At 67.4% G+C, this 22,888-nt stretch carries 21 protein-coding genes and 1 riboswitch; of the genes, 14 read left to right on the top strand and 7 right to left on the bottom strand.

Annotated features, from left to right (window positions below):
- Window positions 1-84: 84 nt before the first annotated feature.
- Window positions 85-738: a protein-L-isoaspartate O-methyltransferase family protein gene (locus tag C556_RS0101735; protein ID WP_018746500.1), complete on the bottom strand. Its 654-nt coding sequence runs from the start codon at window positions 736-738 to the stop codon at window positions 85-87.
- Window positions 739-948: 210 nt separating this feature from the next.
- A riboswitch (TPP riboswitch) is annotated at window positions 949-1,069 on the top strand.
- A 47-nt stretch (window positions 1,070-1,116) separates the two neighbouring features.
- Here C556_RS0101735 and thiC point away from each other — a divergent pair.
- The 4 genes from thiC (at window position 1,117) to C556_RS0101715 (ending at window position 6,369) form a co-directional block, all read left to right on the top strand.
- Complete coding sequence (thiC, locus tag C556_RS0101730; protein WP_018746499.1) at window positions 1,117-3,030, top strand: phosphomethylpyrimidine synthase ThiC; 1,914 nt, start codon at window positions 1,117-1,119, stop codon at window positions 3,028-3,030.
- 412 nt (window positions 3,031-3,442) lie between these two features.
- Entirely contained in the window at window positions 3,443-3,703 is a 261-nt protein-coding gene (gene infA / locus C556_RS0101725; RefSeq protein ID WP_018746498.1) for a translation initiation factor IF-1, read from the top strand.
- Between the two features lie 31 nt (window positions 3,704-3,734).
- Window positions 3,735-3,920 (top strand): hypothetical protein, encoded by a 186-nt coding sequence (locus C556_RS0101720; protein WP_018746497.1) that lies wholly within the window; start codon window positions 3,735-3,737, stop codon window positions 3,918-3,920.
- Between the two features lie 475 nt (window positions 3,921-4,395).
- Complete coding sequence (locus C556_RS0101715; protein WP_018746496.1) at window positions 4,396-6,369, top strand: peptidase U32 family protein; 1,974 nt, start codon at window positions 4,396-4,398, stop codon at window positions 6,367-6,369.
- Between the two features lie 210 nt (window positions 6,370-6,579).
- On the opposite strand, the gene C556_RS0101710 is transcribed toward C556_RS0101715, so the two are convergent.
- Both C556_RS0101710 and C556_RS21310 read right to left on the bottom strand, forming a co-directional pair.
- Window positions 6,580-7,068 (bottom strand): hypothetical protein, encoded by a 489-nt coding sequence (locus C556_RS0101710; protein WP_018746495.1) that lies wholly within the window; start codon window positions 7,066-7,068, stop codon window positions 6,580-6,582.
- Between the two features lie 667 nt (window positions 7,069-7,735).
- Window positions 7,736-8,410, bottom strand: coding sequence for a S24 family peptidase (locus C556_RS21310; protein WP_018746494.1), 675 nt, complete (start codon window positions 8,408-8,410; stop codon window positions 7,736-7,738).
- A gap of 82 nt (window positions 8,411-8,492) precedes the next feature.
- Between C556_RS21310 and C556_RS18900 the strand changes: the two genes are divergently transcribed.
- Window positions 8,493-8,780, top strand: a complete 288-nt coding sequence (locus C556_RS18900; protein ID WP_083930229.1) for a transcriptional regulator — start codon at window positions 8,493-8,495, stop codon at window positions 8,778-8,780.
- Window positions 8,781-8,956: 176 nt separating this feature from the next.
- Here the strand turns inward: C556_RS18900 and C556_RS0101695 are convergent, their stop codons facing one another.
- Complete coding sequence (locus tag C556_RS0101695; RefSeq protein ID WP_018746492.1) at window positions 8,957-9,655, bottom strand: glutathione binding-like protein; 699 nt, start codon at window positions 9,653-9,655, stop codon at window positions 8,957-8,959.
- Window positions 9,656-9,720: 65 nt separating this feature from the next.
- Between C556_RS0101695 and C556_RS0101690 the strand changes: the two genes are divergently transcribed.
- The gene (locus C556_RS0101690) at window positions 9,721-10,647 is read left to right on the top strand and encodes a 5'-nucleotidase (protein WP_018746491.1); all 927 of its coding nucleotides are present in this window, start codon (window positions 9,721-9,723) and stop codon (window positions 10,645-10,647) included.
- 129 nt (window positions 10,648-10,776) lie between these two features.
- Here C556_RS0101690 and C556_RS0101685 read toward each other — a convergent pair whose 3' ends face one another.
- Window positions 10,777-12,177: a DUF2252 domain-containing protein gene (locus C556_RS0101685; protein WP_018746490.1), complete on the bottom strand. Its 1,401-nt coding sequence runs from the start codon at window positions 12,175-12,177 to the stop codon at window positions 10,777-10,779.
- Between the two features lie 136 nt (window positions 12,178-12,313).
- Between C556_RS0101685 and C556_RS0101680 the strand changes: the two genes are divergently transcribed.
- On the top strand, window positions 12,314-13,318 hold the full coding sequence (locus tag C556_RS0101680; protein WP_018746489.1) for a nucleoid-associated protein: 1,005 nt from the start codon (window positions 12,314-12,316) through the stop codon (window positions 13,316-13,318).
- Between the two features lie 344 nt (window positions 13,319-13,662).
- Here C556_RS0101680 and grxD read toward each other — a convergent pair whose 3' ends face one another.
- Window positions 13,663-13,983 (bottom strand): Grx4 family monothiol glutaredoxin, encoded by a 321-nt coding sequence (grxD, locus tag C556_RS0101675; RefSeq protein ID WP_018746488.1) that lies wholly within the window; start codon window positions 13,981-13,983, stop codon window positions 13,663-13,665.
- A 101-nt stretch (window positions 13,984-14,084) separates the two neighbouring features.
- Window positions 14,085-14,894: a peptide chain release factor N(5)-glutamine methyltransferase gene (gene prmC, locus C556_RS0101670; RefSeq protein WP_018746487.1), complete on the bottom strand. Its 810-nt coding sequence runs from the start codon at window positions 14,892-14,894 to the stop codon at window positions 14,085-14,087.
- Between the two features lie 1,122 nt (window positions 14,895-16,016).
- On the opposite strand from prmC, the gene C556_RS0101665 reads away from it, so the two are divergent.
- The 7 genes from C556_RS0101665 (at window position 16,017) to C556_RS0101635 (ending at window position 22,780) form a co-directional block, all read left to right on the top strand.
- Window positions 16,017-16,202: a hypothetical protein gene (locus tag C556_RS0101665; protein ID WP_018746486.1), complete on the top strand. Its 186-nt coding sequence runs from the start codon at window positions 16,017-16,019 to the stop codon at window positions 16,200-16,202.
- Between the two features lie 120 nt (window positions 16,203-16,322).
- On the top strand, window positions 16,323-16,778 hold the full coding sequence (locus tag C556_RS0101660; protein ID WP_018746485.1) for a DUF6491 family protein: 456 nt from the start codon (window positions 16,323-16,325) through the stop codon (window positions 16,776-16,778).
- Between the two features lie 143 nt (window positions 16,779-16,921).
- A complete protein-coding gene (locus C556_RS0101655) occupies window positions 16,922-17,605 on the top strand; it encodes a response regulator transcription factor (protein ID WP_018746484.1) in 684 nt (227 codons plus the stop codon).
- Entirely contained in the window at window positions 17,602-18,984 is a 1,383-nt protein-coding gene (locus tag C556_RS0101650; protein ID WP_018746483.1) for a sensor histidine kinase, read from the top strand. Before C556_RS0101655 ends, C556_RS0101650 begins: the two co-directional genes overlap by 4 nt.
- A gap of 273 nt (window positions 18,985-19,257) precedes the next feature.
- A complete protein-coding gene (locus C556_RS0101645) occupies window positions 19,258-19,653 on the top strand; it encodes a DUF4431 domain-containing protein (protein WP_018746482.1) in 396 nt (131 codons plus the stop codon).
- Window positions 19,654-19,976: 323 nt separating this feature from the next.
- Window positions 19,977-20,771, top strand: coding sequence for a CHAP domain-containing protein (locus C556_RS21305; protein ID WP_018746481.1), 795 nt, complete (start codon window positions 19,977-19,979; stop codon window positions 20,769-20,771).
- A 377-nt stretch (window positions 20,772-21,148) separates the two neighbouring features.
- The gene (locus tag C556_RS0101635) at window positions 21,149-22,780 is read left to right on the top strand and encodes a methyl-accepting chemotaxis protein (RefSeq protein ID WP_018746480.1); all 1,632 of its coding nucleotides are present in this window, start codon (window positions 21,149-21,151) and stop codon (window positions 22,778-22,780) included.
- The last annotated feature ends 108 nt before the right edge of the window (window positions 22,781-22,888 follow it).

The raw sequence follows: 22,888 nt of genomic DNA, 5'->3' as shown, positions 1-22,888 counted from the left end.
GCGACAAACATGGGCATTGCGAATCAGCACACCATACAAAAAAACGCGCCGGCCGGCGCGTTCTTTTGCCACGCAATCCACCGCTCAGAACGAGAACGCCTCGGCAACGGGTGTGTTCTTCAGACGCGGCAGGTTGTACTCGAAGCGCTTTTCGCTGCGCCAGGCGTTCTGCTCGACGCGCTGCAACAGCGTGGCGCTCATGATCGGCAGTTCGCCGACCACCGCGATCAGCCGACCGCCCACCGCCAGCTGGTCCTTCAGCGCCTGCGGCACCTCGGCGACCGAGCCGGTGACGATGATGGCATCGAACGGCGCCTGGGCCGCCAGGCCCTGCACGCCGTCGCCCAGTTCGATCCGGGCGTTGCGGATACCGGCACGCGCCAGGTTTTCCTCGGCGGCGCGCTTCAGCTCCGGCTCGATCTCGACGCCGTACACCTGGGCGCACAGGCCGGCGGCCAGCGCCACCAGGTAGCCGGTGCCGGCACCGACCACCAGCACCTTGTCGCCCGACTTCAGCTCCACATCCTGCAACAGCCGCGCTTCCACCTTGGGCGACAGCATGCTGGCGCCGTGGCCCAGCGGCAGTTCGGTGTCGACGAAGGCCAGGTTGCGCTTGTCCTGCGGCACGAAGTCCTCGCGCTTCACCGCCAGCACGCGTTGCAGGACCTGCTGGTCCAGCACCTCCCAGGGGCGGATCTGCTGTTCAACGAGAAGATACCGGGCGTGTTCCCAATCCATGTTTGCTTCACCTCAAAACGTGCTGACTTCCGCCTGGTGCGGATCGAAATTAACTTGTGATTATCCCATATGTTCTATACCGTTGGCAGCACTGTTAGAACGGCTAACAAAACCCTTCTGTCCGCGTCGCGCTTACTTGCCGTACGCTTTGCACTGTCTGCGTTTCGCGCTTCTTGCCAGAACCGCTACGCCGGGGTTTGTTGACCGCTCCTATTTCGCTAGGGGTTCCGCGCCCCGCCTTGCGTCCAGCGACGCGGGCCAGCGTGGATGAGAGAGTCCCTCAGCACCTGATCCGGTTCACACCGGCGTAGGGAAGCGAAATCGCCCTCCTCATCTTTCGGGCGTTTCCTCGCACCCTGTGCCGCCTTTGGAGACGCCATGAACAAGCCCGCCGAATTCCGCGCCGACACCGCCCATGTGGACGAGGCCGCGATCCAGCCCCTGCCCAACTCCCGCAAGGTGTACGTCACCGGCAGCCGCCCCGACATCCGCGTGCCGATGCGCGAGATCAGCCAGACCGACACCCCCACGGCGTTTGGCGGCGAGCAGAACCCGCCGATCTACGTCTACGACTGTTCGGGGCCGTACACCGATCCGCAGGCGCGCATCGACGTGCGCAAGGGCCTGGCGCCGATCCGCGCCGCCTGGATCGAGGAACGCGGCGACACCGAACTGCTGAGCGGCCTGACCAGCGACTACGGCCGCATGCGCGAGGCCGACGCCTCGCTCGACCCGCTGCGCTTCGAACTGACCCGCAAGCCGCGCCGCGCCAAGGCCGGTGCCAACGTCAGCCAGATGCACTACGCCCGCCGCGGCATCATCACGCCCGAGATGGAATACATCGCCATCCGCGAGAACCTGCAACGCGAGCGGTACATGGAAAGCCTGAAGGCGCTGGGCGCCAAGGGCGAAAAGATGGCGGCGATGATGCTGCGCCAGCATCCGGGCCACGACTTCGGCGCCAACATCCCCAAGATCATCACGCCCGAGTTCGTGCGCGACGAAGTGGCGCGTGGCCGCGCCATCATCCCGGCCAACATCAACCACCCCGAATGCGAACCGATGATCATCGGCCGCAACTTCCTGGTGAAGATCAACGGCAACATCGGCAACAGCGCCGTCACCTCGTCGATCAACGAGGAAGTGGACAAGATGACCTGGGGCATCCGCTGGGGTGCCGACACCATCATGGATCTGTCCACCGGCAAGAACATCCACGAGACCCGCGAGTGGATCCTGCGCAACTCTCCCGTGCCGATCGGCACCGTGCCGATCTACCAGGCGCTGGAAAAGGTGGACGGCAAGGCCGAGGAACTGACCTGGGAGCTGTTCCGCGACACCCTGATCGAACAGGCCGAGCAGGGCGTGGACTACTTCACCATCCACGCCGGGGTGTTGCTGCGCTACGTGCCGCTCACCGCCAACCGCATGACCGGCATCGTGTCGCGCGGGGGCTCGATCATGGCCAAGTGGTGCCTGGCCCACCACAAGGAAAGTTTCCTCTACACGCACTTCGAGGAAATCTGCGAAATCATGAAGGCCTACGACGTCAGCTTCAGCCTCGGCGATGGCCTGCGCCCCGGCAGCATCTGGGACGCCAACGACGACGCGCAACTGGGCGAGCTGAAGACCCTGGGCGAACTCACCCAGATCGCCTGGAAGCACGACGTGCAGACCATGATCGAAGGCCCCGGCCACGTGCCGATGCAGCTGATCAAGGAGAACATGGATCTGCAGCTCGACTGGTGCGACGAGGCCCCGTTCTACACCCTGGGCCCGCTGACCACCGACATCGCCCCCGGCTACGACCACATCACCAGCGCCATCGGCGCCGCGCAGATCGGCTGGTACGGCTGCGCCATGCTCTGCTACGTCACGCCGAAGGAGCACCTGGGCCTGCCCAACAAGGACGACGTCAAGGAAGGCATCATCACCTACAAGCTGGCCGCGCATGCCGCCGACCTGGCCAAGGGCCATCCGGGCGCGCAGATCCGCGACAACGCCTTGTCCAAGGCGCGTTTCGAGTTCCGTTGGGAAGACCAGTTCAACCTCGGCCTGGACCCGGACCGCGCCCGCGAATTCCACGACGAGACGCTGCCGCAGCAAGGCGCCAAGGTGGCGCACTTCTGCTCGATGTGCGGCCCGCACTTCTGCTCGATGAAGATCACCCAGGACGTGCGCGACTACGCCGAGAAGCAGGGCATCAGCGAAACCGAGGCGCTGGAGCAGGGCATGCAGAGCAAATCCATCGAGTTCGTGCGCAAGGGCGCGCAGGTCTACCACAAGGAGTAGTCGACCGAACGCGGCGGCACCGCCGCCCCGGACGACCTGCGGCGGGCGGCGCGGCTTGAAAACGCGCCGCCCGCGTCCATCTATCCCTCAGCCGGGCCGCCCGGCCCCGCAGCGGGCCGGATCGCCAGGACTGGCGCCCACCCGGCAACTTCGGGTATGATGCGCGGTTGGCATCTGGCCGCCCAGGCGGCCAAACCAGCCTTGACCCGCATCCGCAAGCCCTTCCGCCGCACCGGCCAGCCGCCCAATCCTCCGGGCCGCTTCCCCAGTTGTCCTCGCTGCGCTTGTCGCAACCCCGCCCCCGGCAGGGTCTGCCCGCCAAGGCTACGCGCCGCGCCCATCGTGTTGGGCACGGCTTGATCCGCAATCCATTGATCGTCCCGGCGCCGCGCCGCCGGACACGGAGAAACGCATGGCAAAAGAAGGCACCATCCAGTTCGACGGCACCGTCACCGAAGTGCTGCCCGAGTCGCGCTTTCGCGTCACGCTGGAAAACGGCGTGGTCGTGCTCGCCTACGGTTCCGGCAAGATGAAGAAGAACCATATCCGCGTGCTGGAAGGCGATCGCGTCACCGTCGAGATGTCGCCCTACGATCTGACCAAGGGCCGCATCACTTTCCGTTACGCCACCGCGCCGACCGGATTTTCACCCCCGCCGATGCGCCGCCGCTGAGCGGCCCGGCATTCGATATTCAGGAAACCATTTGATCGCTGTACATCAACTCCAACCCGGCCATTACGTCACCGAACAGGTCAATGGCCAGACCCTGCGACTGGACATCGTCGCCATCGCGCCGCACGGGCGGCAAGTCGAAGTCACGTTCCGCTCCCCGCTCGGGTTGAGCCAGGCCCGTTACCTCGCCACCGCCTGCATTGCGGCTCGTCGCTGAGCGCCTGGGGGTTTTGTAGCCAAGCGCTGCACACGACACCGCACCAGGCCCCCGGCAAAGCCGGGCGCGAAGTGGTGATGGAATGCCAGTAACGGCGCTCCCTTATTCCATTCCACTCCCTCCGCCCTCGCCGCCGCGCCTTGGGGTGCGAGGACACAACCGCGAACAATCGAAGGGAGCAATGCCCCCGGCAAAGCCGGGCGCGAAGTGGTGATGGAATGCCAGTAACGGCGCTCCCTTATTCCATTCCACTCCCTCCGCCCTCGCCGCCGCGAGGGAACCTCGCTGCGCTCGGGCGGCTCCGGCAACCGAACGCTGCAACGACCCGGTACGCGGCGCAGGGCCAAGTCGGATGCAAAGGTGCGACGAAATACCCCGACGGTGTTTCCTTGCTTCAACCCATCGGGCAGAGCGTCCGCTAATCCATTGATTCCGCTATACTTCCGCGCCTTCGTTTCTATTGCCCGGAAGTCGCATGAGTCTGCCCGCCCATCACCTGGAACTGCTGTCCCCCGCCAAGACCGTCGAGATCGGCCGCGAGGCCATTCTTCACGGGGCCGACGCGGTGTATATCGGCGGGCCCAGCTTCGGCGCGCGGCACAATGCCTGTAACGAAGTGGGCGAGATCGCCGAGCTGGTGCGCTTCGCCCACCGCTATCACGCCCGCATCTTCGTCACCCTCAACACCATCCTGCACGACAGCGAGCTGGAGCCGGCGCGCCGGCTGGTGCACCAGTTGTACGACGCCGGGGTCGATGCGCTGATCGTGCAGGACATGGGCCTGCTCGAACTCGACATCCCGCCGATCCAGCTGCACGCCTCCACCCAGTGCGACATCCGCAGCGTGGACAAGGCGCGCTTCCTGGCCGAATCCGGCTTTTCGCAGGTGGTGCTGGCGCGCGAGCTGACGCTGAACCAGATCCGCGCGGTGCGCGACGCGCTGCCGGACGACACCACCATCGAGTTCTTCATCCACGGCGCGCTGTGCGTCGCGTTTTCCGGCCAGTGCAACATCAGCCACGCCGACACCGGGCGCAGCGCCAATCGCGGCGACTGCTCGCAGGCCTGTCGTCTGCCGTACACCCTCACCGACGGCCAGGGCCGGGTGGTGGCCTACGACAAGCACCTGCTGTCGATGAAGGACAACGACCAGAGCGCCAACCTCGAAGCGCTGATCGACGCCGGCGTGCGCTCGTTCAAGATCGAGGGCCGCTACAAGGACCTGGGCTACGTCAAGAACATCACCGGCCACTACCGGCTGCTGCTGGACCAGATCCTGGAACGCCGCCCCGAGCTGGCGCGCGCTTCCAGCGGCCGCACCGACATCCTGTTCACCCCCGACGTCGACAAGAACTTCCACCGCGGCCACACCGACTACTTCGTCACCGGGCGCAAGGAGGACATCGGCGCCTTCGATTCGCCCAAGTACGTCGGCGTCACCCTCGGCCACGTCACCCGGCTCGGCCCCAAGTGGTTCGAGCTGGACAGCGCCGAGCCGCTGGCCAACGGCGACGGCCTCAACTACATGAAGAAGCGCGAAGTGGTCGGGTTGCAGGCCAACGTGGTCGAGCGCGTCGGCCCCGGCGAAGCCGGCAGCGTGTGGCGGGTGTTCCCCAACGAACCGATGGCGCAGCTGGAAGGGCTCAAGGTCGGCCTCGCCATCAACCGCAACCGCGACCACGCCTGGGAAAAGGCCCTGACCCAGAAATCGTCGGAGCGCCGTATCGGCGTCTGGCTCACCCTGAGCGATCACGCCGACGGGCTGGCGCTGACCATGACCGACGAGGACGGCATCAGCGCCACCGCCCAGGCCGCGCTGACACTGGCACCGGCCAACGACCCGCAGCGTGCCGAGGCGACGCTGCGCGAACAACTGGCCAAGCTGGGCAACACCCCCTTCGTCGCCCACGAGATCCGGCTGGCGCTGGCGCAACCGTGGTTCGTGCCGGCCGGCGCGCTCAACGCACTCCGGCGCGACTGTGCCGAACGGCTGGATGCCGCCCGCGTCGCCGCCTGGGTGCGGCCGCCGCGCAAGCCCGAAGCGCAGCCGCCGGTGCCCTACCCCGAGACCTCGCTGTCGTTCCTCGCCAACGTCTACAACGACGCCGCGCGCGCCTTCTACACCCGCCACGGCGTGCAGCTGATCGCCGCCGCCTACGAAGCGCACCAGGAGCCGGGCGAGGTCAGCCTGATGATCACCAAGCACTGCCTGCGCTTCTCGTACAACCTGTGCCCCAAGCAGGCCAAGGGCGTGATCGGCGTGAAGGGCCAGGTGCGCGCCGAGCCGATGACGCTCAAGAGCGGCAACGACAGCTACACCCTCAAGTTCGACTGCAAGCCATGCGAGATGCACGTGATCGGCAAGATCAAGCCGCATATCTTCCACGCGGCGCCGCCATCGATCATCCCGGCCCAACCCATCACCTTCCACAAGACCCGCCCGGCCTGAGAGCCTGCTCGACCTCTTTTCACGACAGCGCCGGGCCGGCAAAAGGTCAGGCACTAGACGTGCGACGCAGGCAATAGCCGGTCATTCCCAAGGCGCACAACGCGGCGGATGGCCTTTTGCCGGCCTGGCGCGGCCTAGCGCGGCCCGGCCCGGCCCTTGGGGTTCGGGGCACTGCCGGCACGCGGCGATGTTGCACGCCGCTCACGGTATTCAGACCGCAGCGCGTCCTGCGTCTTGCCGCACACCGGCACTGCCCCGAACGCTGTCGCGAAAAGTGGTTGAACAGGCTCTGGGTTCGCGCTCGCCGCGTCCCGACGCGGACGCCGGGCTGGCCGCGGCGCAGCGCGCCGCCCGGCATTGCAGGCAGACCATCAGCCACGGCTCGCCCAGCTCCGGCGCATTGCCGCGCGCCAGCCGCTCCTGGCATAGCCAGTACTGACGCAGTGGCGGGCCCTGCGGACCGACGATGGTCGGCCGCGACGCGGGGCGAGGAAAGAACCAGCCGATGACGCAGGCCAGTGCCAGCCCGCCCAACTCCAGCGCCACCAACAGCGCACCCCAGCGCCAGGACAACGGCACCCCGTGCCACGCCAGCAGGCCCGCCCCCATCGCGCAGCACGCCACTTGCGACACCAGCGCCACGAACACCGCCGCGCGCAGCCACGGCGCCCCGACATGGCTCAGTGCCCGCCAGCGCACCCGACGACTCCGCCACCCTGCCTACAGGCAGTCATTGTTCCGCGCATCCGTGCCACCGATCTTTCCACCTCCAGGACAAAATTCAAACCCGATCACACTACCTCTCCCGTGCGCGAGGCACTGCCTTGGCCAAGGCGGTGCATGCGCCCATACCGTTGCTTCAACGCCTATCCACGCTGGATTCCCCGTAAATTGGCCGGCCGTAACCGGGCAGTCCGGCCTTGATAGCCAACCCCCGCAGGCATAAACATACCACGACAGCGTTGCGTAATGTTTTACCTATGGGTATATTTCACACCGATACGACATTGTATTACCTGGCGGTAGCAGGATCAGTACCCCGGCGGCGGCCCCGGCAAAGGCGGCAACCCGTTGGCATGGGCCAGGAAAAAGGCAGCCGGAAAGGTTCGCGAGGAAACAGGCAGGGGTGGACAGCAGAAATGTTAGGTAACTGTCATATCGAGGACAGTATCCCGCGCCAATCGCCGACTGATGCCGCGACGGCAAGTCGGTCGGCGGAGTCGTGAAGCAATGGGAAAACGCGGAAAGGCGCGGCGCTCGGGCCCGCATGCCACGGCGCGGCCTGGGCATGGCGACGCCGCGTGGAACAGGGGAGCGCGAGGCGATCAGCCGTGCGGCATCGCCGGCAGAAAGATATCCGCGATGCCTAGCGCGGGTGGCGGGCGGTCCAGCTGCCGATCACGGTGCCACGCAGCACCGCATGCTCCGGCATGCGCAACACCCGGTCGGGAAAGGCCGGATTCAGAGTCAGCAGGAAATTGCCCTCGGGAGTGATATGCAAACGCTTGAACATCGTGACCTCGCCGAGGGTCACCACCACATCGTCGCCATGCTGGGCCGTGACGGCGGGATCGACGAACAGCAACTCGGCGTCGCGGTAGTCCGGCATCATCGCGTCGCCGACATTGCGCAGCGCGAAGGCGCGGGCGCTGCATTCGGTCGGACAGGCCAGCCGTTCCGTGGTGTCCGGCGGTGCTTCACCCTCCGACATCGCCGCGGCCTGTTCCCAATCCACCAGCGGCACCCAGCGCTGGGCCAGCTCGCCGGTGTTGCCGACGCGGTACTCGGCCAGCGTCTCGTGGGTATAACCGGGGCCACCCTGGTCGAACCAGCCATAGGGCAGGTTGAGCTTGGCTTCGAATTCCCTCGCCAGCCCTTCCCCGAGATTTTTGCGCTCCTTGCCCTTGGCTTTCAGCAACCGGTACAGATAACTCGATTGACGCCCCAATGCCGCGGCCAGCCGGGCGGATTTCCCGCCGAAACGCGGGTCGGTATCGAGCAATTCCTGTAGCCGTTGCCGGCGGGTGTCGTAAAGGTTCATCCGCGAATTACACACCAATCCATTACCGCAGGGTAAGTCTGCCTACGGGTAGCGGCTTGTCGTGCGGAGGAGGGTTCCGACCATGACTCTCAGCGAGTACATGAAGCAAACGCGCGGCGCGGCCAAGGCGCTGGCCGACGCAGTGGGCACCTCGCCCGAATACCTGTGGCATCTGGCCAGCGGCCGCAAGAAGTGTCCGGATGTCACGTTGTGCATCGCCATCGAGCGCGCCACCGACGGGCTGGTGCGCTGCGAGGACGTGCGGCCCGGGGTCGACTGGCTCTACCTGCGCACCAGCAGCTCGTCGCCGGCGATGCGCACCACGCCGGTGCAACGCGGCCCGGCGCCGGGCCAGGTCCCCCCGCGCTGAGCCGCAGCATCTCAGTGCGTCTTGAGGATGGCCGGCCTGCCGGCAGGGGCGTGCGGGAAGCCACGCCCTATCACACCGGCAGTAACCGATTCGTCCTAGCGGTGCGCGAAGCGCGACCCGGCCGCGAGCAGCCCGGGCCGCAGTCCTTTCGCGCACCGCCTTTTTTTTGCCGGCGCTCAGCGCTTGACCGTGCTGGCGTCCTGGCCGAACAACACCTTCTTCTCCGCCTCGCCCATCGGCTTGGGCGGGTTGATCTCCTGGGCGCGGGCGTAGGCGCGCTGGGTGGCCGGGCGCGCGGCGATGGCGTCGAACCAGCGCTTCAGGTTGGGGTAGTCCTCCAGCCGCTGGCCCTGGTTCTGGTACGGCACCACCCACGGGTAGCTGGCGATGTCGGCGATGGAATAGTCGCCGGCCAGGAACTCGCGATCGGCCAGGCGCTTGTCCATCACCGCGTACAGGCGCGACGTCTCCTTCACATAGCGCTCGATGGCGTACGGCAGCTTTTCCGGCGCGTATTGGCTGAAGTGATGGTTCTGCCCGGCCATCGGCCCCAGCCCGCCCACCTGCCAGAACAGCCATTGCAACACCTCGTTGCGGCCACGCGGGTCCGACGGGATCAGCTGGCCGCTCTTCTCGGCCAGGTACAGCAGGATGGCGCCCGATTCGAAGATCGGGATCGGCGCGCCGCCGTCGGCCGGCGCCTGGTCGACGATGGCGGGAATGCGGTTGTTGGGGGAGATCTTCAGGAACTCGGGCTGGAACTGCTCGCCCTTGCCGATGTTCACCGGGTGGATGCGATAGTCGAGGCCGGTCTCTTCGAGAAACAAGGTGATCTTGTGGCCGTTCGGGGTGGTCCAGTAGTAAAGGTCGATCATGGCTGCTCCAGGGTGGGCGTGGGCTTTGTCGTACACTGCGAACACTTTGCAACCGGGATCAGATGATGCCGTTCTCGCTCGATAACAAGCTGGTGGTGGCGATCTCTTCGCGCGCGCTGTTCGACTTCGAAGAGGAGAACCGCATCTTCGAGACCGGCGACGCGCAGCGCTACATGACGGTGCAGCTGGAACGGCTGGAGCAGATCGCCCAGCCGGGCGTGGCGTTGCCGCTGATCCGCAAGCTGCTGGCATTCAACACCGAAGACGCGCACCGGGTGGAAGTGGTGATCGTGTCGCGCAACGATCCGGTCAGCGGCTTGCGGGTGTTCAACTCGGCGCGGGCCAACGGCCTGAAGCTGGAGCGCGGGGTGTTCACCCAGGGCCGCGAGCCGTATCGCTACCTGCGGCCGCTGCACGCCAACCTGTTCCTGTCCGCCAACGACGCCGACGTGCGCACCGCGCTGGACAACGGCTTTCCCGCCGCGCACGTCTATCCCGACTCGATGCACGCCGCCACCGAGCATCCGGACGAGGTGCGCATCGCCTTCGACGGCGACGCGGTGCTGTTCTCCGACGAGGCGGAGCGGGTGTTCCAGCGCGACGGGCTGGAAACCTTCCACGCCCACGAGGCCAGCCACTCGCGCGAGCCGCTCAGCGCCGGGCCGTTCAAGTCGTTCCTCGAAGCGCTGCACCGGCTGCAACAGGCCGACGCGCCGATGCGCATCCGCACCGCGCTGGTCACCGCCCGCAGCGCCCCGGCCCACGAACGCGCCATCCGCACCCTGATGAGCTGGAACATCCAGGTGGACGAGGCGCTGTTCCTCGGCGGCCTGGAAAAAGGCCCGTTCCTGGCCGAATTCGAGCCCGATTTCTTCTTCGACGACCAGACCGGCCACTGCCTCTCCGGCGCCCGCGTCGGCCCCACGGGGCAGGTGCTGGCGGGGGTGATCAATGCGTTGGGGGAAGAGAGAAGGGAGAAGGGGGAAGGGTAAAAGCCACCCCGAAAACCAGCGCGCCGGCCAGCCTTGGTGCTTGCCTTTGCTTCTGCCGTTACCCTTCCCCCTTCCCTCTTCTCCCTTCCCACGAGGCGCAGCCTCGTCACCCTTCCCTCTTCCCAGCCATCAAGGCGTCTGCGCCAGCGCCCGATCGTCGCCGGTGTCGGCCGGCAAGGTGCCGGCTCGCACGGCCTTGACGAAGGTGTCGTAGTCGCGCTCGGTCTGGTCGGCGTACAGCACGGCGTAGTCGGCCAGTGCCAGGTCCAGGTTGGGGCGGTCGCCGACGTAGCCGGCGATCTCGGGGCCGGTGCCGCCGCCCTTGGCGTGGGCGCGCGCCAGGTTCCAGGCGCACAGCTCGGCGTAGTGCGCCAGCATCTCGGCGTCCATCAGTTCCACTTCCACCGCCACCTTCATGTCGCGCAATTGCCGGATGTAGTAGTGGCGCCCTTCCGGGCCGGTGGTCCAGCCCAGGAACTGGTCGCTGGCCGCCTGCATCAGCCGCTGCCCGGCCACCACCCGCTCGCCCTGGTGACGGAACTGGCTGCGCCCCATGTACGGCGCCAGCACCGACGGCTTGGCCTCCTTGGCCTGGAGGAACAGCGGATCGTCGTCGTCCGCCAGCATCAGCAGCACGAAGCAGCGGGTGCCGACGCTGCCGACGCCCACCACCTTGAACACCACGTCCACCAGTTCGAAACGCTCGATCAGGTGGCGGCGGTATTGGTGCAGGGTGCGGGTATAGGCGCCGAACATCTCGAACGCCACGTCGCGGTAGTTCACCTGGTAGCGCGCGAAATCGGGCGAGGCGTCGGGGTGGAAGATGTACGGCGGGTTGTCCAGGATGCGCCGCACCCCGTCGCGGGTGGCGGTCATCTTGTCGAAGGCGTGGCGCGAGGTGCGCTTGCGCGCGCGTTCGGCCAGGGTGCCGACGTAGTCGCGCATCGCGCCGGCCGGCAGCGCGCGGCGCACGTCGTCGAAACTGATGCTGGCGTGCCACAGGTCCAGCGTCTTCATCGCCGCGTACTGGTCGATGTGGTGGCGATAGCTGGCCACCAGCCGCTGCACGATCTCGCGCGCCTTGGCGTCGGACAGGCTGCGGTAGCGCGCCGCCAGCACGAAGCTGGTGGTCAGGCGCTTCAGATCCCATTCCCAGAAGCCGGGCAGGGTTTCGTCGAAGTCGTTGATGCCGAACAGCAGGTTGCGCTCGGGCGTGGCGAAGCCGCCGAAGTTCATCAGGTGGCAGTCGCCGCACAACTGGGTACGGATGCCGCTGTGCGGCGTATCGGCCAGGTCGAAGGCGTGCAGCAGCGCGGTGGCGCGGTAGAAGGCGAACGGCGATTGCAGCATGCGGCCGTAGCGGATCGGCACCAGGTGCTGTACCCGGTCCTCGCTCGATCGCTGGAGCATGGCGATGGGATCGCGCTGTGGCGACGGCCGCCACAGCGCATGGGTGCGGCGCGGGCAATCCCGGCGCAGCGCGCGGCCGGCGGCGACGCGCAGGTTGAGCGAATGGGCGGCATCGGCCATGGCGTTCCCGGGGGTGGTGAGCGGCTGCCATCCACTATAGGAGAGCCATGACGAATGGTTGTCACGCCGCCCGGCATGCCGCGCCGCGCGCGATAGTGGGACAATGGCGCCCTTCCCCGTTCCACCGCCCGCCCGCATGACCGCACCGCAAGCCCTGATCCGCCACCTGGTGGTCCACAAACTGCTCAAGGAGCCGCACGGCCCCGCCAGCATCGCCCTGCGCCACGCCGAGATGACGCCCACCGCCGCCGCGCAGCGCCTGATCGACCATATCGCCCAGCGCTACGCCGAACGGCGCGGCAAAGGCTACGGCCGCTTCGAAGAGGACGAGGACAACTATCCGATGCCGCGCTTCGTGCGCCAGTACCTGGCGGGCGAGCAGGATTTCCTGGCGCTGTCGCAGGCGATGATGCGCCACCTGGAGGCGCGCGCCACCGAAGAGCCGCTGGCCAGCGGCGGCTACGTGCTGATCGCGCGGGTGGACGACGCCGGCGCCGACTGCCTGCTGGTGGCGCTGGTCACCGAAGTGGTCGGCATGGCGATCACCGGCGATTTCGAGATCGTCGACAGCCCGCAGCTCGACCTGTCCAACCTGCGCGTGGCCGGGCGCATCGACCTTTCCGCCTGGCAGGCGGGCGCCGAGCGCTATATCGGCTTTCTCAAGGGCCGCGCCGACGTGGCGCACTACTTCAAGCTGTTCCTCAGCTGCAACGACGTGGTGCTGCCGCTCAAGGAGACGCAGAAGCTGGTGCAGGGCCTGAACCAGTTCGCCGAGCGCCAGCAACTGCCGCCGGCCAGCCGCGACGCGCTGTTCGAGCGCGCCCACGGCTACCTGGACGAAGCCGGCGACGAGGGCGAGCCGCTGGCGCTGGACGTGCTGGTGCGCCGCGCCTGGCCCGAGGCGCCGGAACGCCTGCAAACCGCGCTGGCCGAGGACGAGCTGGCGCTATCCGGCGGCTTCGTCCCCGACCGCCGCGCCCTCAAGCCGCTGAAGCGCTTCAAGGCCGCCGGCGAGCATTGGAAGATCGAATTCGACCGCAGCAGCCTGCGCGCCGGCCAGGTCATCTACGACCGCGAACGCGGCGCACTGGTGCTGACCGAGATCCCGGAGGAGTTGCGGCAGGCGCTGCTGGGGGGGTGACGGGACTTGTGTCCCGTTGGGAAGGGGAGCGGGACGGATGTCCCGCGGGGAAGGGAGAAGAGGGAAGGGGGAAGGGTAAAGGCCACCCCAAAAACTGAACCCCAAATCTTGAAACACAGAGAACACGGAGGACACAGAGTTCCACGGAGAAAACCGAGAAAGAGAGAGGCTGAGGGAAAGGGGTGAGTGGTGTTCCGCGCGTCTTTCGCTGGCCAGCCCGTTGCGGGCCACGCCCACTCGCCTTTCTATCTTTTTGTCTTTCTCTGTGAAGCTCTGTGCTCTTCGTGTTCTCTGTGTTTCAAGATTTGGGGTTTGAATTTCGAAGCGGTCTTACCCGCCTCTCATCACTTCAGCGCGGCCAGTTGCTGTTGCAGTTCGCCGGTGGCGTACAGCTCTTTCATGATGTCCGAGCCGCCGATGAATTCGCCCTTGATGTAGAGCTGCGGGATGGTCGGCCAGTTGGCGTAATCCTTGATGCCCTGGCGGATGTCCTGGTCTTCCAGCACGTTCACGGTCACGAACTGGGCGTCGCAGTTCTTCAGCAGTTGCACCGCGGCCGCGGAAAAACCGCACATCGGGAAGGAGGCGGAACCCTTCATGAACAGCACCACCGGGTTCTGGGTGACGGTGTCGTGGATTTCCTGCTGGACGTTGCGTTCGCTCATGGCGGCTCTCGAAAAAAGTAGTCGATCAAATTAGTCGGGAATTGTAGCGGCTAACGCCAGGAGCGACAACCGGCGCCGATCGCGTGCCACGGGCGCCACGCTCAGCCGGGCAGCCGCCCGCCGGTGACGCGTTCGTTGTCGCCCAGATCGCTCCAGGTCTGGATTTCCTGCCAGTCGCCCGCCGCCAGCAGCGCGCGGGCGGCGGCGCCCTGGTCGTAGCCGTGTTCGAACAGCAACCAGCCGCCTGGCGCCAGATGGGCCGGCGCGTCGGCGACGATACGGCGCAGGTGCGCCAGGCCGTCGCCGCCATCGGTCAGCGCGCCGCGCGGCTCGAAGCGCAGGTCGCCCTGCGCCAGGTGGGCGTCGTCGGCATGAATGTACGGCGGGTTGGACACGATCAGGTCGAAGCACTCGCCGGCCAGCGCGCCAAACCAGTCCGACTCCACCAGCCGCACCCGCGCATCCAGCCGCAGCGCGTTGTTGCGCGCCACCGCCAGCGCTTCGACGCTGAGGTCCACCGCGCTGACCGTCAGGTCGGGCCGCTCCAGCTTGAGGGTGACGGGAATACAGCCGGAGCCGGTGCCCAGGTCCAGCACGCGGCCGGCGCGCGGCGCGCGGGCCAGCGCCAGCTCCACCAGCAGTTCGGTATCGGGGCGCGGGATCAGCACCGCCGGCGAGACCGCGAAATCGCGGCCGTAGAATTCGCGCGCTCCCACCAGGTAGGCCACCGGCTCGCCGGCGCGGCGCCGCGCCGCCAGCGTCTCGAACAGCCTGGCGGCGGCATCCGGCAGCGGGTCGCCACCGTGCGCGATCAGCCAGGCGCGCGATACCCCCGCCGCGTGTTGCAGCAACACGCGGGCATCGACCAGATCCAGACCGCAGTGAGCCAGCAGTTGGTGAGCGGTGGGCATGGGGACGGCAACCTCGTTGGAATACGCCGGGCGGCGAGCCGCGATTGTGTAAGGAAGCATGCCATCCGCGCAAGTGCATGCACCACCCGTCCGGCCCCACCCAACCGTTCGCCGCCAACGGCCGACACGAGCGGACAGGCGCAATCGGTCCGTCGCCCGACCCGCCATCCAGGGCCGATCCATTGACGCGACACACGCCGGCAAGCCGGCTCCCGATGCAGCAGGGCGCACACATAGGTCTGGCGCCAGACCAGCATCGGCGCGGGCTGGCGCGAATCGGCGGCCGTATTGCCCCATCCGGTTGGGTGGCCCGCCGTTTGTAGGAGAAAACAGGCCGCTCGGGTACACTGCACTTGTTGCCGGCCGGACCGATGGAAACAATTGCGGCAACGATCGGCTGTTCCCGGTGTGGCAGGTTGTCGAAGTGCTTGATGACTGAATTCTGAATGATTCAGTCAGTAATTTTCGGCACTTTGTCCCATGGAATGGACCGTTCCTGCAAAGCCGTCGAAACAGGCTGTTCCTCGATCCGCTGACCGGATGGACGGAATGCCACATCGGCGGCTTTCAACGGCGACTTTATGAAAGCGCCGTCAAAAAATACAAAACGCGCGGCCGACGAGCCGCGGAGCGCGCCACCGTCCAGCCGGCGGCGCGAAGTCGGAGAGTGTGGACATTCGATCCGGTACGGGCGCGCCCCGTGCCCGCCCCATGCCGTGCGCTGCGCGCGCCGGCAGTCGTGGTCCGCCCTTTCCCACCTGGTTTCGATCCGTGCCTGTCGGCGCGGATCAACGTTTGTCAGTGTCGTCCCTCGGCGACATGGGCATACCGCGCTTTGTTTGCGCGACTCCAGGACCACCGGAACGGTCGGCGAGGGCTGGCCCGGCAGGTCCAAATCCTTGTCCCCCTCCGTTCGCGGAGGGGTTTTTTTTGCCCATCGCCCGCGCACTCGCCACTCCCCACGCCTTACCGCAACGCACGGCGAGGGAAAGCCTCGGGAAGGCGCCCGCTTAAATTTTCCTTAATCAGCCGTTGAGCAGGCGCCAAGGAGGCCAGGGGCAGAATCCGTCTCACCGATCGGCGAGTGACCGAGCCGGACAACCCCACAAAGGAACGAAACACATGAACACCCTGAACAAGATCGCCGTTGCCGCCATGATCGCCACCCTGGGCGTTTCCGCCTTCGCCGCCGATGCCAAGGCCCCGGCCGCCAAGGACGCTTCCGCCGCCGCCACCAAGCACAAGGCCAAGCACAGCAGCAAGCCGGCCGCCAAGCCCGCCAAGGAAGAAGCCAAGAAGGCTTCGTAAGCAGTTCGCAGTTCGTGGCCGGTATCCTCCCGGGCCGGCCACCGCTCACCGGGCGTTCCCCTGCACCCGGTGAGCGTTTTCATTTGGCGCCCCGGCGCCATGCGTTTCGCCGGAGACCCCATGCCCATCCTCGCCGCCCTGCTGGTCGCCCTCGGCGTGACCCTGACCCCACTGGCCCAAGGGGCGAGTGCCGCGCCAGCCGCCGCACCGACCGCATCGAGCCCCACCGCGTCCAATCCCGCCGCGCGGCGCCACTTGCGCGTGCCCACCACCATGCGCTGGCGCGCCATCGACCAGGGCGACGTGCTGCTATGGACCGGCCGCGAGGAAGTCTGGCGCCTGAGCCTGGGGAGCGGCTGCCGCGCATTGCCGCGCACCGGCCGCCTGGGCTTCACCGCGCACCACGGCCACCTGGTCGCCGGCCGCGACGAGATCCGCAGCGACGGCGGCAGCTGTCCGATCGACGCCATCGTCGCCGCCCCCCCCGCGCCGCGCACCGGCACGCCGCAAGCGCCCACCTGGCCCGCCACCCGCATCGAAGTGGTCCGACGCTCGAACGGCGGCAGCGGGCGCTGACGCCCGCCACACAAAAGTTGCACCCTTTCGCAACGTCGCCGATCCTGATCATTCCCCGCAATCGATGAAGCGACGGCGGCCCACCGGGGCCGGGCGGCCGGCCGGACCGGCGGCCATCCCCTTGCCGTCAGAGGAACAAGCCCGTGCGCATTCTTATCGTGGAAGACCAGACCGCCCAGGCGGAATACACCCAGAAGGCGTTGCGCGAAGGCGGCCACGCCGTGGACCTGGCCAGCGATGGCAAGGAAGGTCTGTACCTGGCGACCACCGAACACTACGACGCCATCGTGCTCGACCGCATGCTGCCCAAAGTGGACGGCCTCACGCTGCTGCGCACCCTGCGCGCCTCCGGCATCGCCACCCCGGTGCTGCTGCTGTCGGCACTGGCCGAATCGGATGACCGGGTCGAGGGCCTGCGCGCCGGCAGCGACGATTACCTGACCAAGCCGTTCCATACCGCCGAACTGCTGGCGCGGCTGGAGGCGATCACCCGCCGGGTGACGCCGCAGCAGGCGGCCCAGGTGCAGGTGCTGCGCGTGGCCGACCTGGAGCTGGATCGCCTGTCGCGTCGGGTGCGCCGCGGCGGCAGCGTGCTCGACCTGCAACCGCGCGAATACCAGCTGCTGGAATACCTGATGCGCCACGCCGGCCAGGTGGTCACCCGCACCATGCTGCTGGAAGGCGTGTGGGACTACCACTTCGACCCCGGCACCAACGTCATCGACGTCCATATCAGCAAGCTGCGCGCCAAGGTGGATGCCGGCGGCGCGCCGCCATTGCTGCATACCGTGCGCGGCGCCGGCTACCGCCTGGGCGACCCGGCGTGAAACCGCTGCGCGCCACGCGCGCGTGGTCGGCCGGCCGCGCCTACATGCTGGCCAGCCCGTTCCATCGCTTCATCCTGATCCTGCCGCTGTTCATGCTGCTGGCGATGGGCGTGTTCGTGTTCCTCACCTACCGCGAGGCGCAGGGCGCGCTGCTCGACGAGTTCCGCGTGGCGCTGCGCGAAGAGATCACCAACCTGGAGATGGTCTACCGGGAAGAGGGCCTGGAAGCGCTGCGCGAATCGATCGACCGCCGCACCTCGCTGGGCGAGGCCGATCACACCATCTACCTGCTGACCGAGCCCGGCGGCCAACGGCTGGCCGGCAACCTGTGGCACTGGCCGGCCGGCGTGCCGGTGCAGGACGAGCACTCGGTCACCTTCGCCGACCCCATCAGCGGCAACACCGTGGCCGCCGAAGTATTCCTGCTTTATGGCAACTACCGGCTGCTGGTGGGGCGACGCGCCATCTACGAGCAGGTGGGCGAGCACCTGTTGCGCAACTACCTGTGGCTGTCCAGCGCGGTGATCCTGGCGGCGCTGGCCTGCGGCTGGGCCTTCACCCGGCTGATCCGCCGCCGCCTGGGCGCCATCGCCGGCACCGCGCGCGCCATCCGCAACGAGGCCACCCACGCCCGCATCCCGGTCGGCAACAGCGGCGACGAGATCGACGCGCTGATCGTCGAGCTGAACGCCATGCTCGACAAGCAGGACAAGCTGCTGCTGTACGCACGCCAATCGTCGTTCGCCATCGCCCATGATCTGCGCCATCCGTTGTCCCACCTGCGCAACGAGTTGTCCGAGGTGGCCGACGAACTGCGCGCCACGCCGCAGGGCGAGCGGGTGGACCGGCTGATCGAGGACGTGAACCGCATCCTGTCGGTGTTCGGCGCGCTGCTGCGGCTGGGGCGCCTGGAATCGGGCACCCAGGTGCTGACGCGCCGGCCGCTGGCGCTCGACACCTTCGCCGCCGACGTGGTGTCGCTGTACGCGCCGCTGGCCGAAGAGGCTGGCCGCAGCGTGGTGGTGCGCGCCGCGCCGTGCACCGCCCAGGTGGACCGCGAACTACTGGGGCAGGCGCTGGCCAACCTGATGGAGAACGCGCTGCGCTACGGCCAGGGCGACATCATGGTGCGGGTGGTGCAGTACGACGACCACGTGTTGCTCGGCGTGCGCGATCACGGCCCCGGCATTCCCAGCGCCGCGGTGCCGCGCGTGATCGAACCGTTCGTCAGGTTGGAGACCAGCCGTCACTCGCCCGGCTCGGGATTGGGGCTGGCCCTGGTGAAGGCCATCGTCGAGGCCCATGGCGGCGAATTGCAGCTGCTGCCTGCCCAGCCGGGGCTGGACGCGGTGATGCTGCTGCCCAGCAGTCCATTCTAATTTACTAATATTTCTTTCTGATTGGGTCAGAATACTGGCGCCGTTCAGCGGACGGTCGTATGATGCCTTCATCGTCCCTCGCCCCCGACGTCGGTCATGAAATCCAATCAAAACAGCCGCTTGGCCTGGTATTGCCCTACCATGACGGCCACGATACCCGCTGACCTTTCATCGATTCGCAATGTAAGCAAAATTGTTGGAATCCATCTCCTTCCCCCTGGGGACAGGGTGTTTCCTACGCCAGCAAATCGTCATCGCGCCGAGGGCTGAACCATGCGTTTCGCCCGTTCGCTGTTGCTGGTGATCTCGCTCGCCCCCTGCCCGCTCACCGGCGTGGCCGCACCGCAATCCGAGGCCTATTACGGCACGCCGGTGGTGCTGGAAGGCCTGATCCAGGAGGCCGAGGGCTACACCGTCGAGGACGGCCGGGTGCCCTATCCCGCGCTGCGCCTGACCGAGACCTTGAGCGTCGCCGCCGAGCCCGGCCACCCTTACAACGTCGCCGAGCGGCGGGTGCGCATGGTGCAGCTCGACCTGCGCAACACCTTGCCCGCCCGCTTCCTCGCCTTGCAGGGCCGCCACACCAAGGTGAGCTGCGAGCTGTTCCACGCCTACGACCTGCGCCACCAGTCCGATGTGGTGTGCAAGGTGCTGGCGCTGGACGTCTGACCCGGCCCGCGGACCGGGCACGCCACGGCGCCCGGTGACAGGCTGCCGGCGAGCGCGCCAGCCCCCCGCGCCGTTGCTGCCCGCGCATCGCGCCCCGCCGGCCGTCGCCTTGTCAGGGCGATGCGCGCCGGCCCGGCCTCCAGCCGACATCCGGCACGTTATTTCCCCCTGCTGACACTTGCTTATCCAATCTGGAAAGGTATAAATCCAGAACGCCGCCCGCTTCCGGGCTGGAGCCCCCACGCCGCCTCGCGCCCACCCCGGGAACAACGCAACGCCGTGGCCGCTGGATATGCCAACAACATCAGTGTCGGAGCCCTCGCATGGATTACCCGAAACGCGTCATCAAGGCCGGCGAACAGGACGCCGCCATCGTCCGCGCCGTCAAGCTGCAACTGAACCAGAAGCTGGTGCTGGACAACGACCCGCAGGAAAGGCTGGACCCGGACAACCCGGAATTCGGCCCGCGCATGAAGCAACTGGTGAAGCTGTTCCAGGCGCGCAACGTCGACGACCAGGGACGGCCGCTGAAGCAGGATGGCGAGATCGGTTCGCTCACCTGGGCGGCGCTGTTCGGCGACGCCACGGTGGACAGCAGTGCCAAAGCCGACGACAAGCTGCTGGCGCGCGCGCTGAAGATCGCCGCGGGCGAGGAAAAGAAGAAGGTGCGCGAAGTACCGCGCAACAGCAATCGCGGCCCCGAAGTGGACGAATACCTGAAGCGCGCCGGCGTGTCGCCGGGCCTGTCGTGGTGCTGTGCCTTCGTCTACTGGTGCTTCGACGAAGCCGCCAAGGCGCTGAATCGCGGCAACCCGATGGTCCGGACCGCCGGCTGCCTGGATCACTGGCAACGCGCCACCGGCAAGGGCGCCAGGCGCATCCGCGCCAAGGACGCCATCGCCGATCCCAGCCTGGTGAAGGCGGGCATGGTGTTCATCATGGATCACGGCGGCGGCAAGGGGCACACCGGCTTCGTCGAGAGCGTGAACGGCGGCCTGCTGACCACCATCGAGGGCAACACCGACGCCAGCCGCACCCGCGAGGGCGGCGGGGTCTACCGCCTGACGCGCAAGGTGAGCGAGATCAACGCCGGCTATATCGACTACAGCGGCCTGTAAGTAAATTCCTCTTCCTGTCAGGGCCGGTTCCACGCGGAGCCGGCCCGGCGCGGTCGCACAGACCCCGCATAAGCGGGATCGCGGCGGCACCACGCTCCCCGGCCCCGGCCAACGCCCGTCACAAGCGTGACTGTCCCAGAGGTCATGATTTCTGACCATCGATCAGTAAATACGTAAGTTAACCGATCGATCACCCTTGGAATGGCCCCACCAAAGGCTGACATATCCATTTTGCATTTGTTGCGCCTGGACAAGTCGCAGCGCTTCGCGCCGATGGCATCGTCCCCATTCGACCATGGTGGACCGCCTGTCGCGGGGGCCGCGCTCGCCCCCACTGTTCAGGTATCGACGGCCCGCCGCTTCCAGGAGGGCTACCGATGCATATCCATCACTTCAAGATCCGTCACAAACTCTGGCTGTTGATCGGCGCCGCGCTGGCGATGCTGGTGCTCCAGGCGTTCTACACGTTGTGGGCGGAAGACACCGCGCTGAAAGGCGCCCGCCGCCAGCAGATCTACAGCAGCATCGAGCTGGCCTATACGCTGGTCGATCACTACGGCCAGCTCGCCGCCTCGGGCAAGCTGAGCACCGAGGACGCCCAGGCCGCCGCCAAGGACGCGCTGGGCGCGCTGCGCTTCGAAGGCGACAACTACTTCTCCACCTACGACCTCCAGTACCGGATGGTGAAGCACCCGGTGAACCCGGCCCTCAATGGCCAGGACCTGACCGAACTGAAGGATTCCCAAGGCGTGCGCATCGTGGTGGAGCTGGTCGAGGCGGCGCGGCGCGGCAACGGCGAGTTCGTCGATTACTACTGGCCCAAGGGCGGCAAGGACGGGCCGCAGGTGCTCAAGCTGTCGACCAGCAAGCTCTACGCGCCGTGGGGCTGGGTGCTGGCCGCCGGCCTGTACGCGGACGACCTGGATGCCCAGTTCCGGCAGCGCGCGCTGGCGCTGGCGATCACGCTGGGGCTGGGCCTGCTGTTGCTGGGCGGCGCATCGGTGCTGATCGCGCGCAGCGTGGCGCAACCCATCGAAGCCCTGCGCGACCAGATGACGCGCATCGCCGACAGCGGCGATCTGACCCAGCCGGTGGCCATCGCAGATCGGGGCGAGATCGGCGAGATGGCCGGCGCCTTCGCCTCGCTGCTGGCGCGCCTGCGGCAGATCCTGCGCACGGTGTCGGCCGACGCCGCCGAAGTGGCCGGCGCCAGCGCCCACATGGCGGATCACGTGGGGCACATCGGCCAGCACGCCGCCACCCAGCAGGCATCGGCGCAGGGCAGCGCCCAGGCGGTGGAGCAGATCAGCGGCAGCCTGGATCAGGTGGGACACGGCGTGGCGCAGGCGGTGGAGCGCGCCGAGGAAGTGCGGCAACTGGCCGGCGCCGGCCACGACGTGGTGCAACGCGCGCTGGCGGAGATGACGGCCATCCAGCAATCGGTGGAAGTCTCGACCGCCTCGGTGATCGCGTTGGGCGAAGCGTCGGGCCGCATCTCGACCATCGTCGCCACCATCCGCGAGATCGCCGACCAGACCAACCTGCTGGCACTGAACGCCGCCATCGAAGCGGCGCGCGCCGGCGAGGAAGGACGTGGCTTCGCCGTGGTGGCGGACGAAGTGCGCAAGCTGGCCGAGCGCACCAGCCAATCCACCGGCGAGATCGCCGCCATGATCGAGGACATCCAGCGCGGCACCACCGCGGCGGTGGCGCATATCCACGGCGCCGCCGAACAGGCCCGCCTGGGCGCGACACTGGCCGGCGAAGCCGACGCCTCGGTGGCGCGCATCGACGCCTGTAGCAACGTGGTGGCGCAGCACATCGGCCAGATCGCCGACGCGCTCGCCGAACAACGCAGCGCCGGCCACGCCGCCAGCGCGCACCTGGTGCAGATCTCCACCCTGGCCGAACAGACCGCCGCCGGCGTCGCCGAACTGGACGACGCCTCGCGCCGGCTGGCCGGGATGGCGGCGGTACTGCGCGAGGCGGTGGCGGCGTTCCGGGTGTAGACGCCAAGACCACGGCGCAAACACATCGAGCAACGCGAGGCCCCCTCGCAGCGGCGAGGGCGGGGTAGGAACGAATCAGGAAGCGCCGCTCCCCGCACACCACTCGCG

This window comes from Chitiniphilus shinanonensis DSM 23277, from assembly GCF_000374805.1.
GTDB classification, from domain to species: Bacteria; Pseudomonadota; Gammaproteobacteria; order Burkholderiales; family Chitinibacteraceae; genus Chitiniphilus; species Chitiniphilus shinanonensis.
The sequence above is the reverse complement of the archived record's forward strand: the minus strand, read 5'-3'. Positions and strand labels throughout refer to the sequence as shown.